Below are 12,546 nucleotides of genomic sequence, written 5' to 3'. Positions count from 1 at the left end.
TGCTACCGCCCTACTTTAGCTTAGGTAGCAAGATGCAACCACTGGAGGGTGTATGACGCTCGAACACAATCGGCCCACGACCGAACCACCCACGATGGGAGCCCGGCCCGATCACCGCGCGGACGAATCATCCGGGGCCGGAGCACAACCAAGCCGCCCGGCGCTCGCGGTGTTCGCGCTGGCGAGCGGGACCGCCGTGGCGAACGTGTACCTGGCGCAACCGTTGCTGGCCACGCTCGGCGCGGAGTTCGGCATCGGTGAGCAGGCGGTCGGCGGCATTGTCACCGCTACGCAAATCGGTTACGGACTGGGGCTTTTCCTGCTCGTCCCGCTGGCGGATCTACTGCCCAAGCGGGCATTGGTCTCGGCACAGTCGCTGCTACTGGCGGGGGCGCTGCTGGTATTCGCCACGGCCGCAAATACTCCCGTGCTGCTCGGCGCTGCGGCGACCGTCGGATTCCTCGCCGTGGTGGCGCAATCGCTGGTCGCCTATGCCGCGGCGCTCACCGGGCCGGGCGATCGGGGACGGATCGTCGGGCGGGTCACCAGCGGGATCGTCATCGGAATTCTGCTGGCGCGCACGATATCCGGGACCATCGCCGATGTGGCGGGCTGGCGCGCGGTGTATTTCACCTCGGCGGCGGTCACGCTGCTACTGGTGTTCGCCATGCGACGCACGCTGCCCTATGTGCCCGCGCCCACCGGGCCGATGCCTCGACGCGATGCGGACGACGACCTCGGGGTTGGCGGCGAGCACCCGGACTCGGCACCGCGATATCCGGCGCTATTGCGTTCCACCATCACACTTTTCGCCACCGATCCCCTGCTACGCACCCGCGGGCTGCTGGCCCTGCTCATCTTCGCCGCGTTCAGCACGCTCTGGAGCACACTCGCGCTACTACTCAGCACCGCGCCGTTCACGCTGTCGCACACCGCGATCGGCGCGTTCGGCCTGGCGGGTGTCGCGGGCGCGGCGGCGGCGACCCCGGCGGGGCGGCTCTTCGATCGGGGACACGGCCGACGCGTGACGGGGCTCGCACTACTACTCCTGGTCGCGTCGTGGCCATTGCTCGCGTTGACGCCGAAATCGCTGGTGGCCCTGGTGATCGGCATCGTCGCCCTGGATGCGGCCATTCAAGCCGTGCACGTCACGAACCAGAGCATGATCTACTCGCATCGCCCCGATGCGGGCAGCCGGGTCATCGGTGGCTACATGATCTTCTATTCGATCGGCAGCGCGGCCGGAGCCGTGGCCGCCACCGCCGTCTACGCGGCCTTCGGATGGACGGCGGTCTGCCTGCTGGGCGCGGTTTTCAGCCTCACCGCCCTCGGAGTGTGGTGGCGCGCGGATACAGTGAGCCATGCCGATGCAGCCCCGCCGATGGACGCCCCCGCCTGCCCCGCCGCGTGCCCGTGACACCCGCAGCACCCCGGAGATGCCCGCCCTGCGGTTACTCGAATTGCCGGGCAAGGGACCGGAAGACGTGGTCATCGCGGCCGACGGGCGCTTGCTCACCGGTATCGACAATGGCGCGATCCTGGCCGTCGATCCGGCGACCGGTGCGGTGGAGCAGATCGCGCACACCGGCGGGCGGCCGCTCGGACTGCACGCGGAATCCGATGGCTCCCTGCTGATCTGCGACGCACAGCGCGGATTGCTGCGGCTGGACAAGCCGGGCGGGCAGATCGAGGTGCTGGTCGCCGAGGTCAATGGCGAACCGCTGAATTTCACCAGCAATGTGGTCGCGGCCGCCGACGGCACGATCTACTTCTCGGAATCCTCGCGCCGCTGGCCGCTCACCGAGTGGATGGGCGACATCATGGAGCATTCCGGAACCGGGCGGCTGCTGCGCCGGAACACCGACGGGAGCATCGAAATCCTTTTGGACGGACTGGATTTCGCCAATGGCGTGGTGCTCGCGCCGGACGGTTCGTGCGTGGTGGTCGCCGAGACCGGGGCATACCGGGTGACCCGCTACTGGCTGTCGGGCCCGCGCGCCGGGACCAGCGATCCGCTGGTGCAGAACCTGCCCGGATTCCCGGACAATATGTTGCTCGGCAGCGATGGCCTGGTGTGGGTTTCGCTGGCATCCCCGCGAAACCCATTGCTGGACACCCTGCTTCCGCTGCCCGGCATTCTGCGCAAGATCTCGTGGGCGATTCCCGAACGGCTGCAACCGAAACCGGCGCGCACCGTCTGGGCGATGGCCTTCGATTTCGACGGCAAGCAGGTACACGATCTACAGCGCGAAGGCGTCGACTACGCGCTGGTGACCGCCGTCGCCGAACACGACGGCAATCTCTACCTCGGGAGCCTGTCCGAACCGGCCATCGCGGTGACGCGAGTGCCGTAGGGACTCAGGACTTCTGGGCCTCATCCTGTGCGTGCTGCGCCTGCTGCAATTGCGCGGGCGTATAGCGCAGGGTCAGCGCCAGCACGCCCAGCACCGCGGTGCCGATGGCGCAGACCAGCAGCACCAGGGTGTAACCGCTGCCCAGCGCCTCGATCTGGGTCGGGTTCATCTCGGTGACCTTGCCGGTGGAACCGCCCAGGGACAGCGTGCGGGACAGCGCGACCGGGCTCAGCACGCCCACCGCGAACGGGGTGCCCATATTCATGAACATCTGCCCGACCGCGGACAGCGGGCCGATATGCGCCATATCCACCCCGACCAGCACGCACAGCGGCAGGATCACGATCGCGGTGCCGACGCAGAAACCCACCACGCACAGCAGGATCAGCAGCGTCGGGAAGTACTCCACCGAACCGTCGATGGTGGAACCGAAGTACAGTCCGGCCGCGAGCACCAGCGCGGCGGAGAACAGCAGCCAGCGCGGGGCCACATACTGCGCGGCCTTGGAGGCGACCGCGGTGCCCACACCCGCGCCGAGGGTGAACGGGATACTCGCCAGACCGGCCGAGAGCGGGCTGTAGCCGAGCACGTTCTGCAGGAACTGGGCGACGAAGAAGGTCGTCGCGCCCAGTACGCCGGAGGTCAGGAAGATGGCGATGAAGGTGGCGACGCGATCGCGGCTGTCGAACAGCGACCACGGCAGCAGCGGGTTCTCGACATTGCGTTCGGCGAGGATGAACACCACCAGCAGCACCAGGCCGCCGATCACCGAGCCCAGGATAATCGGGCTGCCCCAACCCATTTCGGGGCCTTCGGTCGCACCGAACACAATGGCCACGCAGGCGAGCGTGCCCAGTACCGCCCCTCGAATATCGAGTGAGATGCGCTGGTGCGCGGTATCGCGCAGCTCGTTGATCGCACCGATGACGATGAGAATGCCGATCGGCACATTGATCCAGAAGATCCAGCGCCAATCCAGCTGGGTCAGCGCACCGCCGATGACCAGACCGCCGACCGAACCGATGCCGACCATGGAACCGAAGATGGCGATGGCCTGATTACGGGCCGGACCGGGGGCGTAGGTGCTGGCGACCAGCGCGAACGCGGTCGGCGCGGCGATGGCGGCACCGGTGCCCTGCAGCGCGCGGGCGGCGATCAGCCAGGCTTCGTTCTGCGCGCTGCCGCACAGCGCGGACGCGACGGTGAACAGTGCGACACCGAGAATCAGCATGCGCTTGCGACCGAAGGAGTCGCCGAGGCGACCACCCAGCAGCATGAGCCCGGCGAACGGCAGACCGTACGCCGTCACCGTCCAGGCACTGCCCGCACTGGACAGACCCAACTGCTCCTGTAGTCGGGGCAGCGCCAGAATCATGACGGTGCCGTCGAGCACCACCATCAGCTGCAACCCGCTCAGGACGAGAATCGCGAGGCCGAACGCCCGCTTGGTCACCGGATACTGCATCGTCGCAGCGGGATTATCGAGCACTCCGACACTGTAATGGATACCCGGCGCGGCCAACCGATCTCGTGCTGGCTCGTACCGGGCATGAGGTCAGTGCGCTCCCGCGTCCAGGGATTCGGCATCCGGCGCTCCGGCGGTGAAACCGGCGGTGGGGCCGATGACGATGATGGCCGGGGGGCGAATGGCTTCGGCGCGGACGCGGTCGGCGACCGTGGACAGGTCGGCGCGGACGATGCGCTGAGTGCGCAGGCTGCCTTCCTGGACGATGGTGACCGGGGTGTCCGCGGCGCGACCGCCTTCCAGGAGGGCGGCGGCGAATTTATCGATGCGCTCGACGGCCATGAGCAGCACGATGGTGCCGCGCAGTCGGGCCAGGGCGGGCCAGTCGACCAGGGAGTCCGGATGGTCGGGGGCGACATGGCCGGAGACCACGACGAATTCATGGGTGACGCCGCGATGGGTGACCGGGATTCCCGCGAGGGCGGGGACCGAGATGGCGCTGGTCACGCCGGGGACGACCGTCACCGGGACACCGGCGTCGACGCAGGCTTCGAGTTCCTCGTAACCGCGGCCGAAGACATAGGGGTCGCCGCCCTTGAGGCGGACCACGAATTTGCCCGCCTTCGCACCCTCGATGAGCGCGGTATTGATGGCCTCCTGCGCCATGGCGCGGCCGTACGGAATCTTGGCGGCGTCCACGACCTCGACATCCGGACCCAATTCGGCGAGCAGCTCCGGGGGCGCGAGACGGTCCGCGACAACGAGATTCGCGCGGGCCAGCAGTCGGCGGCCGCGCACGGTGATGAGGTCCGGATCGCCGGGACCGCCGCCGACCAGGGCGACGCCTGGGGTCACCGGGCCCGAATCATCGGTCACCACACCGGATTGCAGTGCCTCCAGCAAGCCGTTTCGGATCGCGGCCGAACGGCGATGCTGACCGCCAGCGAGGACGCCGAGGCTCATACCGTCATAGCGCGCGGTCGCCGGGGTGACGGCGGTGCCGAGCCGGGCATTGTCGGCGCGGACGCAGAAAATGCGCCTGCGGGTGGCCTCTTCGACCACCGCGGCATTGGTTTCGGGTTCATCGGTGCAGGTCATGGCGTACCACGCGCCATCGAGATCACCGTCGGCGTAGGGCCGCAGTTCCAGGGTGATCTGGCCGGAGGTGGCCATACCCTCCACGGCCGGGGTGGCCTCGCGGCTGATCACATGCACGTCCGCACCGGAGGCGATGAGCAGTCCGAGCCGCCGCTGGGCGACCGTTCCACCGCCGACGACGACTACGCGCCGGCCGTTCAGATCGAGCCCGACCAGGTAGTTCGGGTCGCCAACGGGCTGTTCATCGGATGCGTCTGACGTGTACTGCACGAGGATTGAGCCTACGGCCTGGCCGCGAACCGCCCACAATCGACCGGCGTCCGCACAGCAACCGTTATAGAGCCCACCTCGATGGCGGCGGCGGATCTCGGCTGGATGGCGATCCGTGCGCCTGGCCTCGGAAACCCGTTCGGCTTCCTATGCTTGATAGCTATGATTCACCGCGGGGCAGTGGTCCGGATGTTCGCAGTTCTGGTTTCCCTCTCGCTCGCGGGCGTCGCGCCCGCCGCGGCCGATACAGCGGCCGGGACGCTGGTGTCGCCAAGTGTCGAGGCGACCTATTCGCAGCCCGGTCCGTGGGCGGTGACCACGCAAAAGGGTTTCGGCTGTTGTGATTCCACCGGGGCGGCCTATGACATCTGGTACCCGGCGAATCTCGGGGCGGGCGGATTCCGGCATCCGATCATCACCTTCGGCGACGGCACCAATGCGGTGCCGAGCCAATACGAGTATCTGCTCACGCATTTGGCGTCGTGGGGGTTCGTCGTCATCGCCACCGAGAACAAGCAGACCGGGTCCGGGACGGATATCGCGGGGGCGGTGGACTTCCTGCTGCGTCGGGCCGCCGATCCGGCGAGCGTCTTCCACGATCGACTGGACGCGAATGCGATTGGCGCGGTGGGGCATTCGCAGGGCGCGACCGGGGCGTTGAACGCCATGGCGAATTCGGACGGGCGGATCAGGACGGTGGTGCCGATCGAGCTGCCGATTCAGATTCTCTGTGCGACCGGATCGTGGTGCCCGGATACCGGGAGGCTGGTCAGCGGTTCGGTGTTCCTGGTGAACGGGTCCGCGGATTTCCTGATCTCGCCGTCGGAGCAGGCGCTGCCCCGCCAGGTGATCGGACTGCAATCGATTCGGGCGTACTACGAGGCGATTCCGAATTCGATTCCGAAGGCGTGGGGCACGCTCGTCGGGCCGAATCACAATGATGTGCAGGGGCAACCGGATTGCGTGGGAGCGGCGTTCCCGTGCGCGGTCGGGGTGTACGGATATCTCGGGTATCCGACCGCGTGGCTGGCGGCCCGGCTACTCGGCCGGGAAGACGCGCGCAGCGCCTTCGCGGCCGGTGGGGAGTTCTTCGCGCCGAATCCCGGCTGGGTCAATCAGCTCGGGAACTAGTTCACGCCATTGGGGTTGTCCTGCACCAGGTTCAGGCCGCCCTTGCGCACCGGCATGGCGCTGTCGTCGACGCGGGTGAGAGACAGGGTCACCGGATGGCCGTCCAGTTCACCGGTGAGCAGCAGGCGATCCGGGGCGGTGCGGTCGTAGGTGAAGCTCGCCAGCGGCTGCTGCGCCTCGGGTGAGTGCAGGGTGAGATGGTGTGCGCCGCTGTCGTATTCGGTGGCGACCGAGACCAGGCTGTCGTCCATGCGCTGATAGGTGGCGTACTCCCTGTAGTCGAAAACCAAGCGCCGCCAGCGGGTTTCATCGGTGAGCAGGGGCGGCACCGGCTGGCCGTCGCGGGTGAATTCGGTGACGTTCCAGATACCGTAGAGCTCGGGTTTGCCCCGCCCCGGACCGTAATCGTGCCAGCCCTGCCAGCTGCCGACCGCCTGCGCCAGCACGAACCAGGCCGCCAGTACCACCAGGCCGATATCGGCGATCCGGCGCGAACGTGGCGTCGTGAACGGGGTGGGTGCGGTCGACGGACCGGCGGACTGTCCCAGCAGCACCGCCGTGAGCCTGCGGGCATCGGGGTCCAACAGCACCAGCGAGAGCAACAGCAGATGGAACGAGAGCAGTTTGACCGGCACATCGAAGGTCATATTGAGCACCCACACCTGCGCCATGCTGACCAGACTGAGCAGCACGCCCGCGAGCCGCGTGCGCGGCATGAGCAGCAGCAGCCCGCCGAGCACCTCGGCCATACCGAGCAGGCTCTCGTACACCGGTGACGTGCCGACCTGATTCCACAGCACCGCCATATGGCTGAATTCGCCGTACGGCTGGATGAGGGTGGCCAGACCGGGCACCTGCATCTGCAGCGGAATCGCCTTGGCGAAGCCGTATCCCAGCATCTGCCCGGCCAGGATGAGCTGGATGAAGAGCAGGAACCAGCCCGCGAGGCGGCGGTATTCGGTGCGCTTGCGGTCCAGGACGGTCCACACCGCGGTCACGATGAGCGCGAGTATCAGGATGCAGAACACCAGGACCCACAGGTACGCCTGATCGCCGCTGCCGGATTCCAGGTGCAGGCGCGCGTCGATGCCGAAGACATTGCGCCCCACCCATTCCACGATGGTGTGCGGCAGTTGCGCGTAGTCCATGACCATGCGATCCGGTGTCCAGAGCGCGATGATGCCGATGAAGGCGAACAGCGGCTGCGGATAGATGACGCAGAATAGGGTCAGGTATGCGACCACGAAGCGAAAGCCGAGGCGCGCCAGCGGATTCCAGACCCGCACGGGCTCGGGTTCGGAAGGATCGACGCCCGCTTCGACAGCGACCGCTGTGTTGCTCATTCCGTGCTCCCGTCTCGCCGAATGTTCAATTCGACGGTAGGGAAATCACAGTCGCGGCGAATCCCCCGCGCGTAGCGTTCGGCCATACCCCAGCGGGATGGTGCGGGTCCCCCCAAGGGACTACGTGCCAGCACTACCGACTTACCAGAATGCGCGTCGAGAGGCATCCCATTCACCGGTACTTACCAGCCGAACCCCTGCACATTTCAACTGCAACACGTTACATTTCTGCACATCGTGTGGAACGCGCCACACCAGGGCCCACCAGCCCGAACCGCGCGCACACGCCCGCCGCTTCACGCCAGGAGGAAAGAATGTCGGCCGACGACCCCAACCAGAGATGGGAACTCACCGTCTCCGACCGGGACGATGCACAACTCGCGGAGCAATTGGCGGCCTGGCTCGCCACCAAGGTCGACGCCGACGACGCCCCGCGCGTCACCTCGCTGACCAAGCCGCAGGCGGGCGGCATGTCCAGCACCACCCTGCTGTTCGACGCCGAATGGACCGAGAACGGTGCGCCCGCGGGCGGATCGTATGTGGCGCGGATGCCACCGGAGTCCAGCTCCTTCCCGGTCTTCGAGAAGTACGACCTGCAGGCCCAGTACGACATCATGGCCGCGGTCGCCGAGGCCACCGATATCCCGGTGCCGCCGCTGTGCTGGATGGAAAACGACGCCTCCGTCCTGGGCTCGCCGTTCCTGGTCATGAAGCGGGTGAGCGGCCGTGTGGCGGAGGACAATCCGCCGTACGTGTTCTTCGGCTGGGTGTTCGACGCGACGCCCGAGGAGCGGCTGGAGATCACCCGCAAGACCGTCGACGTCATCGCCCGGGTGCACAGCATCGACAAGCCCGAAGAGCGCTTCCCCATGCTGCACGGCGAGGGCTCGGCACTGCGCAGGCATTTCGACGCGCAGAAGCGCTGGTACGACTGGGCGCTGGCCAATGACGGATTCCGAATTCCGTTGCTGGAGCGCACCTTCGAATACCTGGAAGCCAATTGGCCGGACGACTCCGCGCCCGATGTGCTCAGCTGGGGTGACGCGCGCCCGGGCAACATCATGTTCTTCGAGGAGACCGGCGACACCTCCGCCGTGCTCGACTGGGAGATGGCCGCCATCGGACCGCGCGAACTGGATGTGGCCTGGCCCATCCTGATTCACCGGTTCTTCCAGGACATCGCGACCACGTTCGATCAGCCCGGACTGCCGGACTTCCTGCGCCGCAGCGATATCGAGAAGCTGTACGAGGAAGCCACCGGGCACGCCGTGCGCGATCTGGACTGGTACCTCACCTATGCCGCACTGCGGCACGGCATCGTGATGGCGCGCATCAAGCGCCGGATGATCCACTTCGGCGAGGACACCGACACCGCCGACCGCGACGACTACGTCATGCACCGAAAGCTGCTCGAGGCACTGCTCGACGGCACCTACGCCTGGGATTGAGAGATATGCGACCCATGATCGGTCCTCTGGACGAATACCCGATCCACCAGACGCCGCAGCCCATCGCACGGGTGGCCAGCAGCGATAAGAACTTCTACGACCGCAGCTACTACAACGCCATCGACACCGGCGGAGATCTGTTGCTGGTCACCGGATTCGGCGTGTACCCGAACCTCGGCGTGACCGACGCGTTCGCCACCGTGCGGCGCGGGGACATCCAGCATTCGGTGCGGTTCTCCGACGCACTGGAGCAGCGCAGCCTGGACCTGGCGGTCGGCGGATATCGCATCGAGGTGATCGAGCCGCTGCAGAAGCTGCGGGTGATCTGCGAGCACGAGACGCTGTCCTTCGATATGACCTGGGAGGGTTCGTTCCCGGTCGTGCAGGAGGAGGCGCACACCATCATCACCGGCATGAACAAGGCCATGATCGAGGCGCAGCGCTTCGCTCAGGTCGGAAGCTGGTCCGGCACACTGAATGTCGACGGCACCGATTTCGCCGTCGATCCGGCCAGCTGGATGGGCACCCGGGACCGCTCCTGGGGTATCCGCCCGGTCGGTGAATCCGATCCGGCCGGACGGCTGGCTTCCGAACCGTCCGAAGGCTTCTGGTGGCTGTACGTGCCGCTGCGCTTCGACGAGTTCTCCATCATCGTCATCGTGCAGGAGGAGCCCAACGGGTTCCGCACGCTCAACGATGCCACCCGCATCTGGAATGACGGCCGCATCGAGCAATTGGGCTGGCCGCGAGTGCATCTGACCTACAAGTCCGGCACCCGCATCCCCACCGCCCTGCGCCTGGAACTGACTACCCCCGACGGCAAACCGCTCGAGGTGGAGGTCGAGGCGGGCACGTTCATCGCGCTGCACGTCGGCGCGGGCTACGGCGGCGACCCGGACTGGCAGCACGGGCAATGGAAGGGCCGCAACTGGTCCGAGGCCAAACGCTACGACCTCACCGACCCGGCCAATGCGGGCCGCATCCCCTTCGGCGTCATCGACCACGTCGGCAAGGCCCGCTGCGGTGACGCCGAGGGCTGGGGCCTGTTCGAACACGGCACCCTGGGCCGCCACGATCCCACCGGCTTCGCCGACTGGGGTTCGGTAGCCCCTTGATCCACCACCCCACCAGCGGCGGATCACGCAGCCCCAACCCGTGATCCGCCCACCCGCCGCGCTCGCCGACTACCCAACCGGTCGGCGGGCGCGGCGGCGCCGTATCACCGCGCCACCGCATCGGTACCTATTCCCGGGCTGATCCGCTCGAGGCGCGGAGCGCAACCCAGCGCCGAATTACAGCTGCCGCCAAGACGATTTCGACCGCCTCATACGTATATCCGCGCACCCGACCGGTAGTGTGCGGTCTCAGCGTCGAATAACCGCTGCTGCCAAGGCGATTCCCCTATTTATGCACTTGGGGACGGCCAGCTCTCCGCCGCCGGCGGCCAGCATCGCGGCGGCCTCCGCCACGCTCGGGGTTCCGAGCGCCTGGGCGGTGACCGCGGACGGGTTGGGCACTTCGACCCGCGCCAGTTCGCCCGGCGCGAAGGACATCACCGGCACCCCGAGCTCCCGTGCGGCGGCAACCAGGCCCAACTCCCCCGCGCGCCGGTCCACGGTCGCGAGGCAGCCGATCACGCTGTCCCCCAAGACTTCCCGTATCGCCGCGACGATGACGGCGGCCTCCACGCCGGTTCGGGTGCCCACGCCAACCGCGAGTACCGGTCGCGCGCCTTCGGTTCGCGCAGGTCCGCTCATCGGCGGCCTCGACGCGCGTGAGACCTCCGTGACCGGCGGTCGTGCGCGGATTCGAGCGGGTGATTCCCGGTGGTGCGGACCGCCGATCTCGGTAATCGGCTCGGTGCCGACCTGTCCGGGCCGGGGCGGAGATGGCGGCGTCTCATACGAGCGCTTCGTCGTCGGCGAACGCGCGGGCGGTGGCGACGAAGCGCGCTATCGCGCTCGGGTTTCCGGCGGGGTGGGTGTGCAGGTAGGAGGCGTGGACGTGGTGTGTTGTCGCGCCTTCGCGGACTGTTTCGCCGGAGGGCGCGCGCCAGGCCCAGGCGGCGGGGTCCGCGGCGGGGGCGGTGAGGCGGGTGCGGTGGAATTCGTGGCCTCGGATGCGTTCGCCCGCACGCCAGAGGGGGGAATCGGTGAGGGCCACGGCGTCTCGGTAGCCGAGGGTGAGGCGGGGGCCGAATTCGGCTGTGGCGTCGATGACCCCGGCCATGCGGTGACCGTCGAGGGAGCGGGTGAGGTAGAGCAGGCCCGCGCATTCGGCGTGAATGGGGAGGCCGCGCTCGGCCCGGGCGGCGATCTGTTCGAGCAGGGGCACGTTGGCGGCGAGGGCGGCGGCGTGCTCCTCCGGGAAGCCGCCGGGAATCACCAGACCCGCTGTACCGGAAGGAAGTTCGTCGCGCATCGGGTCGAACACTACAACCCGCGCGCCCGCCGCCTCCAGAAGTTCGCGATGCTCGGCGTACCCGAAGGTGAAGGCGGCCCCGCCCGCCACGGCGATGATCGGTCCGCCGGTGACGAACGCCTGATCGGTGCCGCGATCCCACCCGGCCCCGGCGGCGGCCCGCTCCGAATCCCCAGCCACCCGCGCGACAGTCGGCACGACGCGCGCAGCGGGTCCATGCTCCGGCTGCGCGATGAGAGCGCTTGCGCCGGAACCCGATTCGGCGGCGAGGCGCAGTTCCTCGGCGGGATTCCAGCTCGGGCCGGAGGTCTGCGAGCTCGCCAGTGCCACTACCGCAGCCAGATCTATGTGTGCGGCAACCAGATCGGTCATCGCGTCCACGGCTGTCTGGGCGGCGGAGCCGTGCTCCACGGCCGGGATCAGGCCGAGATGTCTGGAGGGGACTTCCAATTCGGCCAGGCGCGGGAGTGCGCCGAGCACGGGGAGGCCGACTCGGGTGCAGGCGGCGCGCAGTACCTGTTCGTGGCGTTCGCTGCCGACGCGGTTGAGAATCACTCCGCCCAAACGGATTCCGCTGTCGTAGGTGGCGAAACCGTGCAGCAGGGCGGCCAGGCTCTGGCTGTGGCCGCGGGCGTCGACCACCAGGATGACCGGCGCGCCGAGCATGGCGGCGATCTGCGCGGTGGAACCCTCGGCGATGGGGTCGGAGTTGTTCTCGTCGATACGGCCGTCGAACAGGCCCATGACGCCCTCGACCACCGCGATATCGCAGTCGGCGCTGCCGTGCAGGTAGAGCGGCGCGATGCGTTCGGGGCCGCACAGCACCGGATCCAGATTGCGGCCCGGGCGACCGGCGGCGAGACCGTGATAGCCCGGATCGATGTAGTCGGGGCCCACCTTGAAGGGGGCCACCCGGTGCCCGGCGCGACGCAGTGCACCGATCAAACCGGTTGCGAGCGTGGTCTTTCCGCTACCAGATGCGGGTGCGGCAATGACGACTGCGGGCACGCTCACCA

At 67.8% G+C, this 12,546-nt stretch carries 10 protein-coding genes; 5 read left to right on the top strand and 5 right to left on the bottom strand.

All coding sequences use genetic code 11. The annotated features are described in order from the left end of the window. The first annotated feature begins 52 nt into the window (after positions 1-52). Both ACFC4D_RS29905 and ACFC4D_RS29900 read left to right on the top strand, forming a co-directional pair. A complete protein-coding gene (locus ACFC4D_RS29905; RefSeq protein WP_376068304.1) occupies positions 53-1,417 on the top strand; it encodes an MFS transporter in 1,365 nt (454 codons plus the stop codon). Continuing rightward, positions 1,362-2,354: an SMP-30/gluconolactonase/LRE family protein gene (locus ACFC4D_RS29900; RefSeq protein WP_376068302.1), complete on the top strand. Its 993-nt coding sequence runs from the start codon at positions 1,362-1,364 to the stop codon at positions 2,352-2,354. The genes ACFC4D_RS29905 and ACFC4D_RS29900 overlap by 56 nt, the downstream gene beginning before the upstream one ends. A 4-nt stretch (positions 2,355-2,358) precedes the next feature. On the opposite strand, the gene ACFC4D_RS29895 is transcribed toward ACFC4D_RS29900, so the two are convergent. Further along, positions 2,359-3,819 (bottom strand): MFS transporter, encoded by a 1,461-nt coding sequence (locus ACFC4D_RS29895; protein WP_375956018.1) that lies wholly within the window; start codon positions 3,817-3,819, stop codon positions 2,359-2,361. Positions 3,820-3,909: 90 nt separating this feature from the next. Then, on the bottom strand, positions 3,910-5,187 hold the full coding sequence (cobA, locus tag ACFC4D_RS29890) for a uroporphyrinogen-III C-methyltransferase (RefSeq protein WP_376068300.1): 1,278 nt from the start codon (positions 5,185-5,187) through the stop codon (positions 3,910-3,912). 189 nt (positions 5,188-5,376) lie between these two features. Between cobA and ACFC4D_RS29885 the strand changes: the two genes are divergently transcribed. Beyond that, positions 5,377-6,318, top strand: a complete 942-nt coding sequence (locus tag ACFC4D_RS29885; protein ID WP_376068299.1) for a hypothetical protein — start codon at positions 5,377-5,379, stop codon at positions 6,316-6,318. Here ACFC4D_RS29885 and ACFC4D_RS29880 read toward each other — a convergent pair. After that, a complete protein-coding gene (locus tag ACFC4D_RS29880; protein ID WP_376068297.1) occupies positions 6,315-7,661 on the bottom strand; it encodes a DoxX family protein in 1,347 nt (448 codons plus the stop codon). The genes ACFC4D_RS29885 and ACFC4D_RS29880 overlap by 4 nt on opposite strands. Positions 7,662-7,975: 314 nt before the next feature. Here ACFC4D_RS29880 and ACFC4D_RS29875 point away from each other — a divergent pair, with 314 nt between their 5' ends. After that, a complete protein-coding gene (locus tag ACFC4D_RS29875; RefSeq protein WP_376068296.1) occupies positions 7,976-9,109 on the top strand; it encodes a phosphotransferase family protein in 1,134 nt (377 codons plus the stop codon). A 14-nt stretch (positions 9,110-9,123) separates the two neighbouring features. Continuing rightward, positions 9,124-10,224, top strand: a complete 1,101-nt coding sequence (locus ACFC4D_RS29870) for a hypothetical protein (RefSeq protein WP_376068294.1) — start codon at positions 9,124-9,126, stop codon at positions 10,222-10,224. 249 nt (positions 10,225-10,473) lie between these two features. Here ACFC4D_RS29870 and ACFC4D_RS29865 read toward each other — a convergent pair whose 3' ends face one another. Together ACFC4D_RS29865 and ACFC4D_RS29860 are read right to left on the bottom strand one after the other, a co-directional pair. Then, positions 10,474-10,866, bottom strand: coding sequence for a cobalamin biosynthesis protein (locus ACFC4D_RS29865; protein ID WP_376068293.1), 393 nt, complete (start codon positions 10,864-10,866; stop codon positions 10,474-10,476). A 142-nt stretch (positions 10,867-11,008) separates the two neighbouring features. Next, positions 11,009-12,544, bottom strand: coding sequence for a cobyrinate a,c-diamide synthase (locus tag ACFC4D_RS29860; protein WP_376068292.1), 1,536 nt, complete (start codon positions 12,542-12,544; stop codon positions 11,009-11,011). Positions 12,545-12,546 lie beyond the last annotated feature (2 nt).

The sequence above is a fragment of the Nocardia sp. NPDC056000 genome (assembly GCF_042269265.1).
GTDB lineage: Bacteria > Actinomycetota > Actinomycetes > Mycobacteriales > Mycobacteriaceae > Nocardia.
This window is presented reverse-complemented; position numbering and strand designations above follow the sequence as displayed.

What these genes read in the sequence shown, in the direction of transcription:
- ACFC4D_RS29905 (WP_376068304.1), top strand. Translation starts at nt 53, where the DNA reads ATGACGCTCGAACACAATCGGCCCACGACCGAACCACCCACGATGGGA.
- ACFC4D_RS29900 (WP_376068302.1), top strand. Translation starts at nt 1,362, where the DNA reads ATGCCGATGCAGCCCCGCCGATGGACGCCCCCGCCTGCCCCGCCGCGT.
- ACFC4D_RS29895 (WP_375956018.1), bottom strand. Translation starts at nt 3,819, where the DNA reads ATGCAGTATCCGGTGACCAAGCGGGCGTTCGGCCTCGCGATTCTCGTC.
- ACFC4D_RS29885 (WP_376068299.1), top strand. Translation starts at nt 5,377, where the DNA reads ATGTTCGCAGTTCTGGTTTCCCTCTCGCTCGCGGGCGTCGCGCCCGCC.
- ACFC4D_RS29880 (WP_376068297.1), bottom strand. Translation starts at nt 7,661, where the DNA reads ATGAGCAACACAGCGGTCGCTGTCGAAGCGGGCGTCGATCCTTCCGAA.
- ACFC4D_RS29875 (WP_376068296.1), top strand. Translation starts at nt 7,976, where the DNA reads ATGTCGGCCGACGACCCCAACCAGAGATGGGAACTCACCGTCTCCGAC.
- ACFC4D_RS29870 (WP_376068294.1), top strand. Translation starts at nt 9,124, where the DNA reads ATGATCGGTCCTCTGGACGAATACCCGATCCACCAGACGCCGCAGCCC.
- ACFC4D_RS29865 (WP_376068293.1), bottom strand. Translation starts at nt 10,866, where the DNA reads ATGAGCGGACCTGCGCGAACCGAAGGCGCGCGACCGGTACTCGCGGTT.